This is a genomic window from Dyadobacter sp. CECT 9275, assembly GCF_907164905.1.
In the GTDB taxonomy this organism is placed as follows: domain Bacteria; phylum Bacteroidota; class Bacteroidia; order Cytophagales; family Spirosomataceae; genus Dyadobacter; species Dyadobacter helix.
This window is the reverse complement of record NZ_CAJRAF010000002.1, coordinates 2,991,785-3,010,683: the sequence shown is the minus strand read 5'-3', so window position 1 is coordinate 3,010,683 and position 18,899 is coordinate 2,991,785. Positions and strand designations below refer to the sequence as shown.

Below are 18,899 nucleotides of genomic sequence, written 5' to 3'. Positions count from 1 at the left end.
AAGATATGAAACGAAATACTTTTCTTAAAAAAAGCCTGACAGTCGGCGCTGCAATGGTTTCAGGATTAGGGACTCAGGTTTTATCGGGTACAAAAGTGGCGGAGAAGCCATTTAAAATGAAGTTTTCACCCGAGTTTAACATATTCGCGAAAGCAGGCGGAACGGATCCCGTCGATCAGATCAAATGGGGCTACGATCAAGGGTTTCGCGCTTGGGAAAGTACGATGCTCAAAAACAGGCCGGTACAGGAACAAGAGCGGATCAGCAAGACGATCCAGCGATTGGGGATGGAGTTCGGCCAGTTTGTGGGAACACTTACTTTCAAGGAGGTAACCTTTGCAGGAAACAACAAGGAAAATAGAGATCAGGTATTGAGTGAAGTAAAGGCCTCTGTTGAAATCGCGAAACGGATGAACACAAAGTTTATTCATAATGTGCTGGGAATGGCTGATCCCAGGCTGCCAAAAGATTTTCAGATGGTCAATGCTATTGAATTGCTGAAAAGGATCGCCGATATTTATGAACCGCATGGCATTGTTATGGTGATGGAAACAATGAATAGCAAGGTCAACCATCCGGGAATGTTTCTCCACGAAATACCACAGGCATATTTACTGGCAAAGGCCGTTGCTCGTCGAAGCGTGAAAATACTTTTCGATTTTTATCATGTGCAGATCGAAGAAGGCAATGTAATTCCCCTTTTGGATTATGCATGGGAGGAAATCGCTTACCTCCAGATCGGCGACACTCCGGGGAGGTTTGAGCCGACAACAGGAGAGATAAACTTCGAGAATGTACTACGCCATGTGGCCGATAAAGGTTATGAAGGCTTCATTGGTATGGAGCACCGCATTAAAAGACCAGGATTGGAAGGAGAAATGGCTGCGTTAAAGGCCTATCGATCCATTGATCCTATCTGATAACCTTTTGATACATGCGTGCTGGTAACAAAAAAGGAGATACTTCGGTATCTCCTTTTTTGTTATTATGTTAATTCTCAGGATACTATACCATTTCCAGTTTGGCACCGTATCTCTTGCGGTCATTCTCTTCAAGATAGATCTTACGCATACGCATGCTTTGTGGAGTCACTTCAAGATATTCATCCTTCTGGATATACTCCATTGACTCTTCCAGCGAGAAGTTGATTTTCGGAGCGATACGCAGACCGTCATCCGAACCGGAAGCACGCATGTTGGTCAATTTCTTCGCTTCCTGCAGGTTCACCACGATGTCGTTTGGACGGTTGTGCTCACCTACCACTTGTCCGCCGTAGATTTCATCTCCCGGATCCACAAAGAAACGTCCGCGATCCTGCAATTTATCAAGTGTATAGCCGGTAGCCGGACCTGTATTTTTCGAGATAATCGAACCGTTGATACGTCCCGGGATAGGCCCGCGGAAAGTACCGAATTCTTTGAAACGGTGTGTCATAACAGCCTCACCCTGCGTGGCAGTCAGAACGTTTGAACGAAGACCGATCAAACCTCTTGAAGGAATCAGGAATTCAAGGTGTTGCAAATCACCTTTTGGTTCCATGACCAACAATTCACCTTTGCGTTGTGTTGCCAATTCTATCACTTTTCCGGCCGTTGTTTCAGGAACGTCTACCACAAGCGTTTCGATTGGTTCCAGTTTTTCGCCAGTTTCGCTTTCTTTGAAGAGAACCTGTGGCTGACCCAGCTGCAATTCGTAACCTTCACGACGCATCGTTTCGATCAATACAGACAAGTGAAGGATACCGCGGCCATAAACCAGAAATTTATCTTCCGTATCCGTAGGTTCTACGCGAAGTGCAAGGTTTTTCTCTGTTTCTTTCAACAGACGGTCACGAAGGTGACGTGAAGTAACAAACTTACCTTCCTTGCCAAAGAACGGAGAGTTGTTGATCGTGAACAACATGTTCATCGTTGGCTCATCCACTGCAATACGTGCGATCGGCTCAGGGTTTTCAAGATCGGCAAGCGTATCACCGATTTCGAAATCTTCGATACCCGTTACAGCACAGATATCGCCTGCAGTAACTTCGGGAACTTTTATTTTGCCAAGCCCCTCGAAAACCTGAATTTCTTTTACTTTCACTTTTTTGATCACACCGTCGGCCTTGCAAAGTGACAAAGTTTGTCCTTCTTTGATGGAGCCGCGTTTCACACGTCCGATAGCAATACGGCCTACGAATGCGTTGTAATCCAGAGAAGTGATCTGCATTTGAAGTGTACCTTCGTCGATCTTCGGTTCAGGGATTGACTCGATGATCGTATCAAGCAGGAATGTAATATCTTCTGTCTTTTTCTGCCAGTCAGGACCCATCCAGCCTTGTTTCGAAGAACCGTACACGGTTACGAAATCAAGCTGATCTTCCGTAGCACCCAGGTTGAACATCAGGTCAAATACATTTTCCTGAACTTCTTCCGGGCGGCAGTTTTCTTTATCTACTTTGTTAACGACGACGATTGGCTTAAGGCCAAGGTCAATCGCTTTACCCAATACGAAACGTGTTTGCGGCATCGGCCCTTCGAATGCATCCACCAGAAGGATCACACCGTCAGCCATTTTAAGTACGCGTTCTACCTCACCACCAAAGTCGGCGTGACCTGGTGTATCAATTACGTTAATCTTCACATCCTTGTAACGCACGGATACGTTTTTGGAAACGATGGTGATACCACGTTCCCGTTCCAGGTCATTGTTGTCGAGTATCAGGTCATCAAACTCCTGGTTATCCCGGAATAACTTTGAAGCGTGAATGATTTTGTCGACCAATGTTGTTTTTCCGTGGTCAACGTGCGCAATGATTGCGATGTTACGAATGGCTTGCATTGTTTTATAGATCAATTGTTTATGGCCTTCGGAAGGATTGAAATAACCTTCACTAATTTCCGATCTCCCGACTCCTGGACATTTCCTTGGCCAAATAGGGTGCAAAGGTAAACAGTTTTTCGCTGAATAACAGTATTTTACAATTAATTTATTGTTAACAGGGTCAAAATGAGCTTTCTGCTAAAAGAAGTACAAAAAGTGAAGAAAGTTGTTGGATAGGTACCATTTGGCTTTCAGGAACGGACGGGTAGCCGCAACTGTGTTTGGATGCGGTATGAGGTGAGTTGCTCTGTACTATTCGGGTGTGAGAAGGACATCTTAAAAACGCTTGCAGCTGGAGAAGGCGGATAAAATTTTGCTTTGGCCTGGCCGTTTAGTTTCTTTGTACAAATTACAGTCTTCAAAAATTAATTTATGAACAAAAAAATACTGGCGGGAATCTTTCTGTCAATCAGTGGATTAGCTTATAGTCAAGATGATGCGGTTAAGTATGCGAATACCATTACAGCAGAGGATCTGAAAAAACATTTGACCATCATTGCCTCCGACAGCCTGGAAGGGAGAGACACCGGCTCACCAGGACAAAAGAAAGCGGCAGAGTACGTTACCAAATATTTTAAAGAGTACGGCCTCACGCCGATAGCGACTGCGGAGGATGGCTCGAAGTCGTACTTTCAGAAATACAAGTTGTATAAAAGAGGCTGGGGCGAGGTGTATCTGAAAGTGGACGGTCAGAAATATGAATTTAACAAGGATTTCTATATCAGTGGCTTGGCCGATTTGCCTCAGGAAATAACTTCCCCGGTTATTTTTGCAGGGTATGGCATTGAAAGCCCGGGTTATGACGACTACGCCCATCGGGATGTGACCGGAAAGGCGGTAGTGATTTTTGAAGGCGAGCCACGGAGTGCCGATGGTAACTATATTGTGAACGGAACCACGGAGAAATCAAAATGGGGAAGTAACGTAGCCTGGCAGCAAAAAGTAAAACTTGCCCGGGAAAAAGGAGCGAAATACGTATTGATTGTTACAGAAAAAACGGGGGAGGATTTTGATAAGGAAATTCGGCAGCGGGCCGTTATGGCAAGGCGGTTTAGCGCACCAACGCTCAATCCGGTTGAGGAATCTTCGGATAACATGGCGGCATTTGTTATTTCCTCAGACGTAGCCGCAAAAATTTTAAAAACAACAAACAGAAAACTGGCTGCTGAAAAGGCCGAAATCGCTAAAACCGGGAAACCGGTTTCAAAAACATTAACGGGATCGGTCGCTTTTAAAGCTGAAAGAGTGAGCAGTACCATCGATACTGAAAACGTTGCGGCTTTTTTGGAAGGATCTGATAAGAAAGATGAGGTACTGGTGATCAGTGCACATTTAGACCATATCGGGATTTCGGCTAATGGAGAAATAAACAACGGCGCCGATGACGACGGTTCGGGTACGGTTTCCCTGCTTGAACTGGCCCAGGCGTTCAGCAAAGCCAAAGCGGAGGGAAAGGGGCCAAGGCGGAGTATATTGTTTTTGAATGTTACAGGGGAGGAGAAGGGTTTATTTGGCTCGGAATATTACTCCGAACACCCGCTTCTGCCCCTTAAATCGACGATTGCGGATCTTAATATCGATATGATCGGGCGGGTGGACGAAGCACATAAAGCGGATCCGAAGTATGTTTACCTCATTGGTTCAGATAAACTTTCTTCCCAATTGCATGCTATAAGTGAGGAGGCCAATAAAAAATACATCAACTATCAACTCGACTATACTTTCAACGACCCGAAGGATCCTAATCGTTTTTATTACCGTTCCGACCATTATAATTTTGCCAAAAGCGGGATACCGGTAATATTCTATTTTACGGGTGTGCACGAGGATTATCACAAGCCGGGTGATGATGTTGAAAAGATTATGTTCGACAAGCAGGCACCTATCGTAAAACTTGTTTTTTACACCGCCTGGGAGCTTGTTAACCGCGACGGACGCATTGTGGTAGATAGCCATAAAGAGTAGTGTAACGATACTCGCTATCAATGCCCTGGCTTTGTCGGGGCATTTTAGTTTTATTCGTTCCTATCCTACCGTTCGTCAGAAAAATCTGAACTGATATCCTGTTTTTATTCCAGTCACTGCAAACCAATCAGTAACACCCTGCCTACCTTAAACTTTCTACTGCCTACTTAAATTTCCCTTTTCATGAAAAAAGCATTTATATACTGCATTCTGTTATGCTGTACGTCCTACGTATGCGCGCAGGCTCCTAAGGAAAAAGCTTTACTCTGGGAGGTTACAGGGATGGGGCTGCAATCTCCGTCCTATCTATTTGGGACGATTCACCTGATTTGCCCGGCAGATTTTGCCTTGAGTGACGCGCTTAAAAATGCATTATCCAGAACCGAACAAACAGCACTTGAAGTGGATATGGATGATCCCGAGATGATGATGAAAATGATGAAAACCATGAATATGAAAAATGGAACAGAACTGAAAAGTCTGATGAGTCCAGAACAATATTCAAGACTATCAGCATATTATAAAGATTCGGTGGGGATTGGGCTGGCCATGTTTGAAAAGGCGAAACCGTTTGTACTGATGGGGCCATTGTTTAATGTTGTACTATCCTGTCAGCCGCAGTCGTACGAAATGTCACTGGTGGAATTGGCCAAAAAGCAAAAGTCGGAGGTAATAGGGATTGAAACATTGGAAGAACAAATGGCAATATTTGATACGATTCCTTACAGCGACCAACTGAAACAGATCGTTGTCATGATAGACAGCCTGCCTAGCGCACGTAAAGAATTTAAGAATCTGGTAGATCTGTACAAAGCCCAGGATATTGACAGTTTATATCAGCTGACGATGAAAAGTGAATTTGGACTGGACGGGAACGAAGAGATCATGCTGTTTGATCGTAACCGGAAATGGATCCCCAGGATGGATAAGATCATGAAAGCAAAGCCCACGTTTTTTGGCGTAGGAGCGGCACATCTGGGCGGGCCGACAGGGGTAATTGCATTGCTGCGAAAGGCTGGCTACGATGTCAGGCCGGTTTTATAACTCACACCGCCTTTAAAATGCGGCTATCCAGTTCATGATCCATTCGGGTTTGATAAACAGGGCAATGATGGTGAAAAGTAAGAAACCTGCAACCAACTGGGCAGGGAGGAAAAATATTCTATTTCTCACGGGAGCTTCGTCAGGCGCTTTTTTGAAAAACAAAAGGTACGGTAACCTGAGATAGTACGCCAGGGCAATGGCAGCGTTGAGTATCCCACCTACCAGCAGCCAGAGCATCCAGGGGAATTGCAGTTGCTGGTAGCTGTCCCAAAGGGCTGAAAAAATCAGTAACTTGGATGTGAACCCTACTGTGGGTGGCAGCCCGGCCAGGGCGATCATCACGGCGGTAAGGATTCCGGCAATCCATGGGTTGGCTCTGCCGTATCCTTCATATCCCGAAAGCCTGGTATCGCTGTCAGGTTTTAGAATATCAATCAGGAAAAAAGCAGCCATATTGATCATCAGATAGGCAGCGGTGTAAAACACTGCTGATTCAAATCCAAAACGGCTGTAAGCTACTACACCAACAATCAGGTAACCTGCCTGGGCGATGGAGGAATAGGCAAGAAGCCTTCGTGCATTGGATTGCCACAATGCAGAAATGTTGCCAACTGTAATACTCACCAGCGCTATTCCGCCTAAAACAGGGAAATACTGAGCGGGCATTACCCCCGCAAGCCGCATCAGTACCAGGATAACCGCGGCCTTGGGAGCAACCGAAAGAAAGGATACCAAAGGTGTGGGAGCCGCTTCGTAAACGTCTGGTGCCCACACATGGAAGGGTACGAGGGATAGCTTAAACAACAATCCGCCGAGAGTCATTACAATCGTGGTGATGACAATCAAACCGGAATTGGCGACCAGCCCGGCTGTCATTGCTTCACTGGTAATGTCCATCGTGCCGGACAATCCGTAAATCAATGAAATACCATATAACATTACGGCTGAACTTGCCGCCCCGAAAAGCAGATATTTTAATCCGCCTTCCGCTGCTTTTTTATACGGAGAAATGGCAACTAGCAAATAGGAGGTAACCGAAACCAGTTCAAGCGACAGGTATATCGTAAGCAGGTGTGTTGCCATGGTCAATAAATTCAATCCGACCACAACGGCAATCAGCAGGGCATTAAATTCTGGTGGAAAATCATATTTCAGGATACGTACGTGGATCAGTGTAAAAATCCACGCGGCTGTGATCATCAGTTTAAAAAATACGGCCTGATGATCCAGAAATAAAAGCGGATGAAAACGGTAGGAGGGCTCCTGGTTCCACTGTTTCAGTACCAGAATGAAGGTAATGAAACTGCTGGCCAAAGCGACATACTGTAAGTAAGAAGCCGCCCTTTTTTTGTTGGGATGATGATGAAAGAATAATTCAATACACAAAATACCACAAAACAAGGCAGCCAGGAATATTTCAGGTAATATGCCTGCCAGGCTTTGGCGGATGTTCAGAAGCTGTTCGTTTAAATCCAATTATGCAGGTATAATTTTTTTGGCAAAAGTACACAAAGATGGTAGGGAATCCATCTATATTGTACTAAACAAATCGTTTTATGGAAAATCTTCGCAACCTTTTTCTGGCTTCCGGCCTTTTGGCAGGCGGTATATCTTACGCTCAGGACTCAACAGGACTGGCAGGAACTCCTGCCCAGGAAATACAGATAACAGCGTCGGAACCTTCTTCGCTTCTTTTTAATGAGTGGTATACCGGTGCCGTAAAAGTAAAGGACGGAATGGTATATGATGGCGTAAAGTTCAGGTACGATACCAGCAGAGATCAGCTGGAGTTCAAAAAAGGCGATGCCGTGTACCGGACAGGAGAAGATGTTACAGGATTCACGCTCCCCACCGGGACGGCCCTTTACAATTTCAGACGAGGCTTTCCGACGATCGACGGCGATTCCAGGCAGCCGTTTTATCAGGTCATTTATGATGGGAATACAAAACTGGTGAAGCGTTACTCACCACAAAAAAACGGAACGCCGGTTTCTGAGGCGGGAAAGTTATATGTACTTAAAAATGAAAAATTAAATCCGGTAAGTCTTAAAGACCGGAATAGTTTTCTCAAACTGCTGACGGATGAAAGAAACAAAATGAACTATGTGATCCGAGAGTCGCAGCTGGCGTTTGATAAGGACGAGGACCTTGCCCAGTTGCTGGAGGAATATGATGCCTACAAAGCAGGAAGAGGTGGTAACTGAACCCGGTTAAGGAAAAAGAGAAGTCCGGCATAAATTAATTTCCGGACTTCTTAAATGTATGCCATTAAGGTTGTAACAGAGGTTCCTTATTTCTTTTGCCAAAAAAGTAAACCAGGCCAAAGTTACTTTTAAGTACACCGCTTTCCAGATTGTCCTTCACATAAGGATTTAATTCCAGGGCAAGCTGGATATTCCTGTTTTGTGGTAAGGGGGATATTCTTACACCTAAGTTTACTGAATATCCGTCAATCGTGATCAGATCTGCTTTAGGATCGGAAATCCGGTATAATGGGTTAAGCCTTAAACCTCCGCCCAGATACCACTGCACCACTTCTCCTCTTTTGAGATTAACCATTGGAAGCAGGTCAATGCTTAGCCCACTGAAAAGAGAATTGGTCTGCAAACGGGCGTCCAGCCAGATTATCTTTTTCGGATTTGTACTGACTGTCAGCGAGCTGCTCCATGGATAATATCCGACTGATGCCTGCGCAAAAAGCGACTGGTTGGACAATAGAAAAAGAGCGAAGGCAAGCGGTATCAACCGTTTCATCAATAGAGGGTTATGGTATCGGATCAAATTTAAGATTTATTACTCCTTCCTATCTTTTCAATGCTTTGCCCAACTTCCCCGCAGCTTGCATGGTGTTCATCTTGCGCATCATTTTCCGCATTTCATCAAATTGTTTGATCAGGTTGTTGACCTGCAAAACAGATGTTCCGCTTCCCGTTGCGATCCGTTTTTTGCGGCTCCCGTCAATGATGTCGGGATTTTCCCTCTCCTTCTTGGTCATCGACTGGATAATTGCTTCAATTGGCTTAAACGACTCGTTATCAATATTCATGTCTTTCATCGCACTGCCCATTCCGGGTATCATGCCAATCAGATCTTTCACATTACCCATTTTTTTGATTTGCTGAAGCTGCCCCAGGAAGTCATCAAAATCAAATTTATTCTGGCGCATCTTAGCATTGATGCGTTTTGCTTCGTCTTCGTCAAAAGCTTGCTGTGCACGCTCAACAAGGGAGATCACGTCACCCATCCCCAAAATCCTGCTCGCCATACGGTCAGGATAGAAAGAGTCGAGTGCATCCATTTTTTCACCCGTACTGATGAATTTGATGGGTTTTTCAACAACCTGACGGATAGAGAGTGCTGCCCCGCCGCGTGAATCGCCATCGAGCTTGGTAAGTACCACCCCGTCGAAATTCAGGCGATCATTGAAGGTTTTAGCGGTATTCACAGCATCCTGCCCGGTCATGGAATCCACTACAAAAAGGATCTCGGATGGTTTTACCGAAGATTTAATATCCGAAACCTCCTGCATCATGACTTCATCCACAGCCAAACGGCCGGCCGTATCCACAATCACAATTTTTTTGCCCGTTTTACGAGCATGCGCCACTGCATTTTGGGCAATGCTTACTGCATTTTTATTTTCAGGTTCTGAAAATACCTCCACACCTACCTGTTCTCCAAGAACCTTAAGCTGGTCTATCGCAGCAGGACGGTATACATCACAAGCTGTGAGCAAAACCTGTCGGCCTTGTTTTTTTAGGTGTTGCGCAAGTTTTCCGGAGAAAGTGGTTTTACCCGAACCCTGCAGACCTGCAATAAGGATTACAGCCGGGTCGCCTTTGATATTGATGCCCTCGGCCTGGCCACCCATGAGTTCGGTGAGCTCTTCCTGGACGATCTTGACGAACATCTGCCCGGGTTCAACCGATATCAAAATCTTCCGGTCCAGGGCTTTATCCTTGATACGGTCTGTAATTTCCTTCGCCACCTTAAAGTTGACGTCCGCATCTACCAAGGCCTTACGCACTTCCTTTGTGGTGGCCGCAACGTTTATATCTGAAATCCGATCTTTACCTTTTAGGGTACGAAAGGCGTTATTAAGCTTGTCCTGTAAGTTTTCAAACATGGAATAATATGAATGATTCTAAACCTGAATTGAAATAATGCACAAAGGTACAATAAAAAGAGGAGTACGGGAAAGCTGATCCCGTACTCCTTTAAATATTCATTTATCAGATGCCTGCCAAAGTTATTGCTTAAGTGCTACATTCAGCAGGGCTGGCTGTGGTGCTCCAATACCATCCAGCGCATATTGCTTACTGATACCTTCATTTATATAATAATAGGTATCCCAAAATGTATCACTGGGTGTCCATACCCGTACATCAAAGAAAATAGCATTTTCTGTCAGCTTGGTTACCAGGATATCGTGTTCAACGTTTTTGAGCGCGGTGGGGCAGATGTCAACCACCTTTCTGATCGCGGCCCTTATGGCATCGACGCCATTCTGGCTTCCGGCAGCGAATACCATATCCACACGGATCTTTCCTTTGCCTGATATATTGGTAATAGGTGAGGTGGAAAGCGCCCCGTTGGGCAGAATAATGGTTTTGTTGTCAACCGTAACCAGGATGGTATTAAAAATCTGAATGGCTTCCACCACGCCTGTAAATCCTTGGGCACTGATGAGGTCGCCGACACGGTATGGTTTGAAAATGAGGATCAGCACGCCGCCTGCAAAATTGGCCAGACTGCCCTGTAGTGCAAAACCGACTGCCAAACTGGCTGCGCCCAGAACAGCTACGAATGAAGTGGTTTGAATGCCAAGTATCCCTGCGATGCTGAGCAGCAGCATGATATTCAGCATCACGTTGACCAATGAATTCAGGAAAGGCTGGACGTCACGGTCCACTTTTCGCTTGTCGAGGGCTTGGCTGACCAGGTGTGTGATTTTGGATATCAGAAACCGCCCGATGATCAGGACAAGAATGGCAAGGAGGATCTTGCCGCCATACTGCGCAATGGCAGCAACGATCTGCGCTTTAATAAGATCGAAATTGAAGTTTTCGGGTAGCATGTAGAAGCGTTTTTTCGTTTAGACTATTGGAGAGGTAGTCAGTCACGCCACAGGATGTAAATCCGGAAGAAAACGCTGATTATTTTATAGATAGAAACAAAAAAGGATGAGCTCCGGCGAAACTCACCCTGTATATTATTGTACTTTAATTGATTCCTATTTTTTGAATTTGGCTGCTATCCAGCGAAACATTTTCTTTTCCTTTTCCCAGAAAAATGAAAACTGGCCAAGCAGAAAGCCATAGATCAGAAGCAGGCTTTGGTAGGTAGGGAAAATGAAAAGGATATACGTAACTGTTTTCAGCCACATCGGTGTAAGATCGTCGTATCCCAGTAGCTGAAACAAACCTTTTCTGAGCCAGACTACCGACGAGCCCGATAAGCTGAAAACCGCCAGAACCAAAAGAACTTGCCTGGTTGTTTCCAAACCCCATTTTTCCTGCATTTTTCCCAACCAGGGCTGCGCATTTTTTTCCATTACGTATTGGTTAATATGATTCCGCTCAAATTTTTACAAAGAAACAACCCAAAAATCAATTTTCAAGTATTTTAATTAAGGTTTAATACTGCGCGCGGTCATAAGAAAAGTCAATATTTATTTACCGGGGCATCGCTCTTATTATTTCAGGGGGATCAGAAGTGCTTTTGTTAAAAGTTGGGTATCCTTCTTTTGTGAAGGTACTAAAACGGTACGGAGGCAAAGAGTAATTTTTCTATATTTGCCCTTTAAACAATATGGAGGAATTTGCTCCGTTTATGTTCAAAGTCGTTTTCATAGGAAGTGACCACTTTTTCACTAGCTTAACTTTTCACTTTTCACCCTGTAATATGATGCTTCTTCAAGCACTTACTGACTCTACTTTGGTAGCCCCTGCGGCAACCCAAGGGCTTTCTCTTATTGACCTCCTTGGAAAAGGCGGATGGGTAATGTTCCCCCTGGGGCTATTGTTTCTTGTAACCTTATTTTTGATTATTGAACGGTTTCTGGCCATCACTGCCAACGGCAAAATTGAAAGTCAGTTTGTGGATAACGTGAAAGATTTTATTCAGCAGGGGAATCTGAAATCTGCAGAGTCTCTTTGCCGCAATCAGCGTAATGCAGCGGGAAGAATTTTTGAAAGGGCAATAGGGCGCATCGGTTATCCGATCAAGGATATCGAGACCAGCATTGAAAATGCAAGTCAGATCGAAATTCAACGGATGGAAGGGAACCTGCCTTATCTGGGGGTGATTGCAGGTATTGCACCGATGCTTGGTTTTGTGGGTACTATTGCCGGTATCATCCGGATTTTCTACGACATATCTGTTTCCAATGACTTCAATATCAGTACCATTGCGGGCGGTATGTATGAAAAAATGATTACCTCGGGGAGTGGTCTGATACTCGGTTTGATTGCGTATGCAGGTTATCACCTCCTGAACATGAAAATTGACCGTTTTGCACTTCGTTTGCAAATGGCCGCCTCGGACTTTATCGATGTACTGCAGAAGCCGGTAACATCCAAGTAAGGTACCAGGAACGAGCGACTAACCTTGTTGCTCATCAATCATTCACTTATTGCATATTAGTATATGAAAATACGTCGTAAGGCCAGGTTCGCCCCGGAGGTGTTTACACACTCCCTTAACGATATTATGTTTTTCCTGCTGCTTTTCTTCCTGATCATCTCCACGATGTCCAATCCGAACGTGATCAAACTGATGCTGCCAAAAGCTTCGGCTACGCAGCAGATGTATAAAAAGCAGATTACCCTTTCCATTGATGAACACAAGGTTTATTATATTGACAAGGAACCCATCCCTTTTGAACGCCTTGAAACCGAGCTTCAGACCATTTTTGCAGGCGTGGAAGACAGGACGGTAGTACTGCGGGTTGACAAAAATCTGGCAGTGCAGGATCTGGTAGATGTCCTGCAGGTAGGTGCCAAGCAGGATATTAAAATGGTGATGGCTACTGCCAAATAGGGCAGGTGGAGGAACGGGAGGAGGTAGGACGGAGAAAAAATTAAGTTTGTGCCCTGGGATGCTTGCTCTCAGGGCACAGCTTTTTTATCTGTCTGGTTACTACATTTTCTGACCAAACATACCTGCACTCTGATAGATGTTTTCAACTATCTCCTGTAAAACGGCACCTTCCCGGGCTGAGCAGATATTTGATACTTGTCCGTCACAAGCATCCAGAAAGGCAATGGTGTTTTTCAGTTGTATGTTTTCATCTTCCAGGAACGGGAAATGGACGTCCGCCAGTTCTCCGGCGAATTCGGTATGTAAGGAAAAAGGATGCAGCACCGCGCCGGCCTGTGTACCGAATACTTCAAGATTGATGTTTTTAGCCTCTTGCGTATTCAGCGCAAAGGAAGCAGAAAGCATGATGGAAGCTTTTCCAGGAAAGGAAAGATAGGCAAAACAGGCATCTTCTACCTCAAATTTAGCCGGATCCCATGCACCTAGCAATCCTTTGCCGCCAGCTTTGCCCAGGAAGTTGTAGGTATTGGCCACAATACGATCGGGCTTTTCGTAATTCATCAATCCCATCGCCAGGTCCAGCACATGCACACCCAGGTCAATAAGCGCGCCTCCTCCCTGTATTTCCCTGTTGGTGAAATTTCCCCAGCCAGGTATCCCGCGCCGTCTCAGGAAATTGGCTTTGACATGGTATATCTCACCAAGTTTGCCTTCCTGCTGGCATTTTTGCAGTAACTGATATTCCTGTGTTTGGCGGCGCTGGAAATTATAAGCGAGGGTCTTGCCGTATTTTTCAGCGGTATCTGCCATTTCTCGGGCTTCTAAGGCACGCATGGCAGGTGGTTTTTCACATAAAACATGACAGCCGTTTTCAAGCGCCTGCATGGTAAATGGATAATGAAGATTGTTTGCCGTACAGTTGATAATGATATCCGGCCTGCTGCTGGAAAACAGCTCCTCTGTATTATCATAGGCAAAAGGGATAGCAAACTTATCGGCAAGCAAACGTGCTTTGCTTTTATCGCGGCTGCAGATGGCAATGATCTCCGTACGATGTGATAACTTCTGTAAAGCGGGAATATGGTTTTGCTCCGCAATATGTCCGCCTCCAATGATGGCAACTTTGTGGCGTGGTTTTTGAATTGGCTGCGTCAATTTTTAGGATTTTTTTCCGAGGGAATTCTGTAACCGAGAACAGTTTTTTCACTCAGGTCTTGCGAGGAATTGTTGTCAAAAGGATATTTGTAATTATAGAATTTCCCTCCCGTTGCCGGTGTTTTTTGCTGAGCAGGTTTGGTCGTTTCCTTAATTTTTTTTGTCCGGACCAAAATTACACCATTTTTGCCTTCTTCACCATATACGGCAAGTGCGCTTTGGTCTTTTAATACGGCAATGCTTTCAATTTCGTCCGGGTTCAATTTTGGAAGCCCTGTCAGGCCTCGTTCCTTCATTTTTACACCGTCAACGATAAACAGAACATTGTCCACCTTACTTCCGCCCCCAAGGTCATTGATCCTGACTCCATCAGGCATTTCAGGCTTTTGAAAGTAGCCTTGTTGTTTTTCCTTTATATTATTTATATCTCCATGGTTAAGCTGGAATTTGATGGGTAAAGTATAATCTACGGATAAAGCTTTCCCATTTTGCCGGGCCGGTGTCCATCTGGGCATATTCAAGACCATTCTGGTGGCTTCGTCATCAATGCCATATCCTAAACCTTTTACGATGGTTGGCTTACGTATATCCCCATTCGGGTTTACGGTAAATGAAATCAGCACCGTTCCTTCCACACCTGCAACGGAAGCTTCTGCGGGGTACCTGATGTGTTTGCCGATGTATTTCATGAGTTCTACATCGCCTCCCGGAAATTCAGGATTTTGTTCAACTACTTTAAAAGCAGTGCCGGAAGTGTCAGGGATACTTTTTTTGGAGTCCGAGGATGGATATCCTACCACGACAACCTCAGAGAGCCGGTTTTCGCTTTTCTGTAATTTGACTTTATAATTGGTTCTGGATTTTTCCACTACGAATCCGGAATTTATGAAGCCAACATGGCTCACGACTATCTCACTCTCTACTGGCACGTCTTTCAATTCAAATTCGCCACTGACATTGGTAACGGTTCCCTGAGAGCCATTTTTGACGACAACGATCGCATCCGGAACCGCGGTACCTTTTTCGTCGGTTACCTGCCCTTTTATGCTTATCTTTTCTCCATCGTGATTTTCAGGATAAAGTAATTCAAGCGGGTTGGATAACGGTAGTGTATTGTCTTTAAAAAGGTTGGAAGAAGAAACGTTTTTATCGGGGAATAATGCAATACTTTTTTTCCTGGCGGCGGTAGTGATGATGACCAGGGCTGTCATCGGAATCAGCATCAGGTATTTGCTCAGCAGCCAGCGGGATGTTCTGTTTTTGTATATCATTTTGATCCGGTTTTTAAGCAGTGACGAGTTGAAAAAATGATTGGTAACAGACTGAACCGGTGCATTAAATGCGTAGGAAACGAGGAATTTGGCGTAATGCTCCCGGTTGGCAATCTGTTCGTCGGCCAGGAATTCGTGGACTTCCTGCATGGAACGTTTATAGAGCCAAAGCGCAGGGTTGAACCAGAAGCCTGCTTTCAGGAATTCGATCAGGATAATGTCAATACTATGCCATTGCCTGATATGGATATATTCATGTCTCAGAATAGTATCCAGGTGATTTTTGTAGTCATAATCACTGATTACCATCCATCTGAAAAATGAAAAAGAGCCGGTTTTGTTCATGGCAGATTCTCCTTCCGGTAAAAGAATGATGGAATAATCATCAAACTTCAGGCATTCCCCCTGCCTGATCAGCCTTCTCACTTGATAAAATCCATATATTAAACGAAGTAACATCAGGCAGGAGCCGGTAAAGTATAAAATCCAGACAAGCTGTGACCAATCTGTTTCCGGAGTTGCAGCCGGGCCTGATGTGAGTACCACAGGTGCAGCGGATATCTCATACACGATGCCGGGGACAACCCTTGCCGAAGGAGGGAGTTCCGTTTCAGGAAATTCTACCAGAGGCAGAATACTGGAAAGTAACAATGTTCCGGTGAGGTAGAACCTGTTCCATACAAAAAATGTATGTTTCCGGAACAGCAGCCAGTAGCTTCCATAAAACAGAATCCAGAACAGGTTTACTTTGGCAATGTAAATGAGTGATTCCATTGACTTAAAGAGAGGTGGTCTTAATTTCAATTACTCCGTTTTTGCCTTTTTCCCCGTACGCCTCAGTGGCGCTCTCGCCTTTCCGGACATTAATAAACTGAATGTTGTCCGGATCAATTTTCTTCAGGCTAAGCGTGTCTGTGATGATCACGCCGTTAACAACATACATGGGTGCAGGACCATTTTGTGTAATCTGAACACGGGTTTCAGGCAGTTTGGAGACTATTTCTGGCTGGCCGTCGGTTAACTCAAAGTTAATGGGCAGATTGTACCTTACATTCACCGGCAGGCCTCCCTGTTTGCCTGGTACCCACTTTGGAAATGATTTCAATACCCGCACCGCCTCTTCGTCGCAGCCAAAGCCGATTCCCTTCAGAACCAGGATATCGCTTATTTCACCTGTTTCGGAAACGACAAAGGAGAGGAAAACCCGTCCGCTTACATTGGCCTTTGCAGCCGCCTCAGGATAGTGAACGTTCCTGCCGAGGAAGTCATACATGGCTTTTATGCCACCGGGGAACTCGGGTTGCTCTTCCACCACCGTGAATACCTTCTGGGGCGAGGGTTGCGAGGTAACTCGGGCATTCAATTTGCTGCTTTTCTTTTCATTGTCTGCGGGCGTTTCCGTCTCTACGATCTGCTCGCAGCCAGCCACCACCAGGGCGATCAGGCCGACAGATAACAGCGTGATCATGTAGGTACTAAGTAACCATTTCGAGGAACGGTTTTTATAAATCATCCGGATCCTCGCTTTGATCTGGGACGGTTTGAAAAAATGATTCGTCAGCGAAGCAATGGGGGCGTTCAGGGCATAGGAAACCAGAAACATCGCATAGGTTTCACGGTTGGGGGCCGCTTCATCGGCCAGGTATTCATGTACTTCCTGGATAGCGTTTTTATAAAAGATCAGAATGGGGTTAAACCAGAATATAATTTTTAAAAATTCTATCCATAAAATATCATAACTGTGTTTCTGCCCGACATGGATCATTTCATGCCGTAGTATAGCGTCAAAATGATTTTCGTAATCGCTCCTGTTGATGACGATCCATTTCAGGAAGGAAAAGGAACCAACCTGATCTGAATCTATTAAAATTACCGTGCAGTCTTCCAGCTCAATGCGTTCTCCCTCGTGCAGTAAACCTGAGAGTTGCCGTATACTGCGGTACAACTTAAAACCGCTGATCACAGCTCCTATTGCATAAACAAACCAGAGCATATTGGTCAGGGTAAGCAGTGAAGGTGTTTCTGCCTGGACGGTGGATACAGTAAAGGGTTGGCTGGTTATCTCGTAAATGACCGGCAGGGCTGGTGCAGACTCAGGGTAAATGATAAACGGAAGGGCAAACGAAATAATGAGTGCTGCGATCAGATAAAAACGGTTCCAGATAAAAAAGGTTTGCCGCCGCAGGAACAGGAGATAACAGGCATAAAAAAGCACCCAGTACAGGCTCACCTTACCGATAAAGATCAGGATGTTCATGGCTAACAGAAAAGTTTAGTTGTTTTTGTGATCATTGATCAGTTTCATAATTTCATCCAGATCTTTGGACTTAAGGTCATTGTCCTTTACAAAAAAGGAAACCAGGTTAGGCAATGAATTATCAAAATAATTGACCATCAGCTGCTTCATTTCATGGCGTTTGTATTCCTCTTCGCTGATGAGGGGGAAATACTCGTGGGTTTTTCCAAAAGCCGTGTATCCCACTACTTCTTTCTTTTCGAGAATCCTGATGATGGTTGAAACCGTATTATAGGCAGGCTTGGGCTCCGGCATTTCGGCCAGTATATCTTTTACAAATGCTTTTTTCAATTGCCACAGGATGCGCATAACTTCTTCTTCGGCGCGTGTGAGTGTACGAATTTCCATGATAGGTCTGTATAAGAATTTATAGAGTTTAAATTTGGTTTTTCAAATGTAATACTATTTAATTAGTTTAAAAACTATTTTCTTAGTTGTTGTGAAAAAATAAAAAACGGCTTTGATGATTCAGCCGTTTTTTAGGTATATGCCTTCATCTCAGGCAAATTCAGATCCTTTTTCTTTGAGATATCCGCCTAAGTTGCAGGTAATTCCAGGCATGATCTCAACGTTAGTATCCCAATCCTCCATCAGCCAGTCGGTATGTTTAGTTGCAATCATTACCTTCTTTTGCTCGGTAAGAAACCAGATCACTTTTTCGGCTCCGAATTCCAGAAGTTTTTTGGTTTTGATGGAAATGTAGCTGCTTTCAGTGAGTTCTTCGAGTTCAATATCCAAATCAATTTCTATGGATACTTTAGGAGGTACCTGGGAATAATGCCTGTTGATTTTATCCATTGTCAGCACATCCTTGTCGAATATCAAAATATCTCCGGCAATGTTATTTCTCCGGTCCAGATGCAAACCTGCTTCGTTGGTAGCGATTATATATTGATCCTCATCAACATTCCTGTATAAAATTCTTAAGATAAAATCAATTATAAAAAACTGCAGCGAACTGGATCCCATTATATCCTCTATCTTTTTGGTTTTGGATAATACATCACGGTAACCTTTTCTGTAAAGAGGTTTGCCGTCAATTATTTCATGGATCAGAGCGTTGGGTATCATTTGGGCAGGAATGTCCGTGCGTGGGCCTGAAGGAGCTATCATGGCGAAAGTGGTACGATACTTTTCAAATATACAAAAATATCGATTCCAAATTTTATGGTCCTATGCAGTAATCGTTTACGTTATACTCCTAGGAATACCTGAAAATAAAAAACGGCAGGAGATTTCCCCTGCCGTTCTATCAAAGTATGGAT

At 44.5% G+C, this 18,899-nt stretch carries 17 protein-coding genes; 6 read left to right on the top strand and 11 right to left on the bottom strand.

What is annotated here, in order from left to right; genetic code table 11:
• Window positions 1–5: 5 nt before the first annotated feature.
• Window positions 6–920 (top strand): hydroxypyruvate isomerase family protein, encoded by a 915-nt coding sequence (locus KOE27_RS20190; RefSeq protein WP_215240608.1) that lies wholly within the window; start codon window positions 6–8, stop codon window positions 918–920.
• Between the two features lie 85 nt (window positions 921–1,005).
• On the opposite strand, the gene typA is transcribed toward KOE27_RS20190, so the two are convergent.
• Window positions 1,006–2,820, bottom strand: a complete 1,815-nt coding sequence (gene typA, locus KOE27_RS20185) for a translational GTPase TypA (protein WP_215240607.1) — start codon at window positions 2,818–2,820, stop codon at window positions 1,006–1,008.
• Between the two features lie 414 nt (window positions 2,821–3,234).
• On the opposite strand from typA, the gene KOE27_RS20180 reads away from it, so the two are divergent.
• Window positions 3,235–4,827 carry a M28 family peptidase gene (locus tag KOE27_RS20180; protein ID WP_215240606.1) on the top strand — a complete coding sequence of 531 codons (1,593 nt, stop codon included), beginning with the start codon at window positions 3,235–3,237 and terminating at the stop codon, window positions 4,825–4,827.
• Window positions 4,828–5,010: 183 nt separating this feature from the next.
• Complete coding sequence (locus KOE27_RS20175) at window positions 5,011–5,871, top strand: TraB/GumN family protein (RefSeq protein ID WP_215240605.1); 861 nt, start codon at window positions 5,011–5,013, stop codon at window positions 5,869–5,871.
• A 12-nt stretch (window positions 5,872–5,883) separates the two neighbouring features.
• Here the strand turns inward: KOE27_RS20175 and KOE27_RS20170 are convergent, their stop codons facing one another.
• The gene (locus KOE27_RS20170) at window positions 5,884–7,347 is read right to left on the bottom strand and encodes an NADH-quinone oxidoreductase subunit N (RefSeq protein WP_215240604.1); all 1,464 of its coding nucleotides are present in this window, start codon (window positions 7,345–7,347) and stop codon (window positions 5,884–5,886) included.
• Between the two features lie 80 nt (window positions 7,348–7,427).
• Between KOE27_RS20170 and KOE27_RS20165 the strand changes: the two genes are divergently transcribed.
• A complete protein-coding gene (locus KOE27_RS20165; RefSeq protein ID WP_215240603.1) occupies window positions 7,428–8,075 on the top strand; it encodes a hypothetical protein in 648 nt (215 codons plus the stop codon).
• A gap of 64 nt (window positions 8,076–8,139) precedes the next feature.
• On the opposite strand, the gene KOE27_RS20160 is transcribed toward KOE27_RS20165, so the two are convergent.
• The 4 genes from KOE27_RS20160 to KOE27_RS20145 form a co-directional block, all read right to left on the bottom strand.
• Entirely contained in the window at window positions 8,140–8,625 is a 486-nt protein-coding gene (locus KOE27_RS20160) for a hypothetical protein (RefSeq protein WP_215240602.1), read from the bottom strand.
• 49 nt (window positions 8,626–8,674) lie between these two features.
• On the bottom strand, window positions 8,675–9,997 hold the full coding sequence (gene ffh, locus KOE27_RS20155; RefSeq protein WP_215240601.1) for a signal recognition particle protein: 1,323 nt from the start codon (window positions 9,995–9,997) through the stop codon (window positions 8,675–8,677).
• Between the two features lie 123 nt (window positions 9,998–10,120).
• Window positions 10,121–10,948 (bottom strand): mechanosensitive ion channel family protein, encoded by an 828-nt coding sequence (locus KOE27_RS20150; RefSeq protein ID WP_215240600.1) that lies wholly within the window; start codon window positions 10,946–10,948, stop codon window positions 10,121–10,123.
• Between the two features lie 156 nt (window positions 10,949–11,104).
• On the bottom strand, window positions 11,105–11,425 hold the full coding sequence (locus KOE27_RS20145; RefSeq protein WP_215240599.1) for a DUF6787 family protein: 321 nt from the start codon (window positions 11,423–11,425) through the stop codon (window positions 11,105–11,107).
• 350 nt (window positions 11,426–11,775) lie between these two features.
• On the opposite strand from KOE27_RS20145, the gene KOE27_RS20140 reads away from it, so the two are divergent.
• Window positions 11,776–12,456 (top strand): MotA/TolQ/ExbB proton channel family protein, encoded by a 681-nt coding sequence (locus tag KOE27_RS20140; RefSeq protein WP_215240598.1) that lies wholly within the window; start codon window positions 11,776–11,778, stop codon window positions 12,454–12,456.
• A 63-nt stretch (window positions 12,457–12,519) separates the two neighbouring features.
• Window positions 12,520–12,912, top strand: a complete 393-nt coding sequence (locus KOE27_RS20135) for an ExbD/TolR family protein (protein ID WP_215240597.1) — start codon at window positions 12,520–12,522, stop codon at window positions 12,910–12,912.
• A 99-nt stretch (window positions 12,913–13,011) separates the two neighbouring features.
• On the opposite strand, the gene KOE27_RS20130 is transcribed toward KOE27_RS20135, so the two are convergent.
• From KOE27_RS20130 to KOE27_RS20110, 5 genes are all read right to left on the bottom strand, one after another.
• A complete protein-coding gene (locus KOE27_RS20130) occupies window positions 13,012–14,067 on the bottom strand; it encodes a Gfo/Idh/MocA family protein (RefSeq protein ID WP_229252849.1) in 1,056 nt (351 codons plus the stop codon).
• Window positions 14,064–16,112 (bottom strand): M56 family metallopeptidase, encoded by a 2,049-nt coding sequence (locus KOE27_RS20125; protein WP_215240596.1) that lies wholly within the window; start codon window positions 16,110–16,112, stop codon window positions 14,064–14,066. The genes KOE27_RS20130 and KOE27_RS20125 overlap by 4 nt, the downstream gene beginning before the upstream one ends.
• A gap of 4 nt (window positions 16,113–16,116) precedes the next feature.
• Window positions 16,117–17,595 carry a M56 family metallopeptidase gene (locus tag KOE27_RS20120; RefSeq protein ID WP_215240595.1) on the bottom strand — a complete coding sequence of 493 codons (1,479 nt, stop codon included), beginning with the start codon at window positions 17,593–17,595 and terminating at the stop codon, window positions 16,117–16,119.
• A 15-nt stretch (window positions 17,596–17,610) separates the two neighbouring features.
• On the bottom strand, window positions 17,611–17,982 hold the full coding sequence (locus KOE27_RS20115; RefSeq protein ID WP_215240594.1) for a BlaI/MecI/CopY family transcriptional regulator: 372 nt from the start codon (window positions 17,980–17,982) through the stop codon (window positions 17,611–17,613).
• 150 nt (window positions 17,983–18,132) lie between these two features.
• Window positions 18,133–18,747: a Uma2 family endonuclease gene (locus tag KOE27_RS20110; protein WP_215240593.1), complete on the bottom strand. Its 615-nt coding sequence runs from the start codon at window positions 18,745–18,747 to the stop codon at window positions 18,133–18,135.
• Window positions 18,748–18,899 lie beyond the last annotated feature (152 nt).

Excerpts from the sequence above, each read along its gene's own strand:
- KOE27_RS20175 (WP_215240605.1), top strand. The coding sequence starts at position 5,011 with ATGAAAAAAGCATTTATATACTGCATTCTGTTATGCTGTACGTCCTAC.
- KOE27_RS20110 (WP_215240593.1), bottom strand. The coding sequence starts at position 18,747 with ATGATAGCTCCTTCAGGCCCACGCACGGACATTCCTGCCCAAATGATA.
- KOE27_RS20180 (WP_215240606.1), top strand. The coding sequence starts at position 3,235 with ATGAACAAAAAAATACTGGCGGGAATCTTTCTGTCAATCAGTGGATTA.
- typA (WP_215240607.1), bottom strand. The coding sequence starts at position 2,820 with ATGCAAGCCATTCGTAACATCGCAATCATTGCGCACGTTGACCACGGA.
- KOE27_RS20115 (WP_215240594.1), bottom strand. The coding sequence starts at position 17,982 with ATGGAAATTCGTACACTCACACGCGCCGAAGAAGAAGTTATGCGCATC.
- KOE27_RS20165 (WP_215240603.1), top strand. The coding sequence starts at position 7,428 with ATGGAAAATCTTCGCAACCTTTTTCTGGCTTCCGGCCTTTTGGCAGGC.
- KOE27_RS20125 (WP_215240596.1), bottom strand. The coding sequence starts at position 16,112 with ATGGAATCACTCATTTACATTGCCAAAGTAAACCTGTTCTGGATTCTG.
- KOE27_RS20120 (WP_215240595.1), bottom strand. The coding sequence starts at position 17,595 with ATGAACATCCTGATCTTTATCGGTAAGGTGAGCCTGTACTGGGTGCTT.
- KOE27_RS20140 (WP_215240598.1), top strand. The coding sequence starts at position 11,776 with ATGATGCTTCTTCAAGCACTTACTGACTCTACTTTGGTAGCCCCTGCG.
- KOE27_RS20150 (WP_215240600.1), bottom strand. The coding sequence starts at position 10,948 with ATGCTACCCGAAAACTTCAATTTCGATCTTATTAAAGCGCAGATCGTT.
- KOE27_RS20190 (WP_215240608.1), top strand. The coding sequence starts at position 6 with ATGAAACGAAATACTTTTCTTAAAAAAAGCCTGACAGTCGGCGCTGCA.
- KOE27_RS20135 (WP_215240597.1), top strand. The coding sequence starts at position 12,520 with ATGAAAATACGTCGTAAGGCCAGGTTCGCCCCGGAGGTGTTTACACAC.
- ffh (WP_215240601.1), bottom strand. The coding sequence starts at position 9,997 with ATGTTTGAAAACTTACAGGACAAGCTTAATAACGCCTTTCGTACCCTA.
- KOE27_RS20160 (WP_215240602.1), bottom strand. The coding sequence starts at position 8,625 with ATGAAACGGTTGATACCGCTTGCCTTCGCTCTTTTTCTATTGTCCAAC.
- KOE27_RS20145 (WP_215240599.1), bottom strand. The coding sequence starts at position 11,425 with ATGGAAAAAAATGCGCAGCCCTGGTTGGGAAAAATGCAGGAAAAATGG.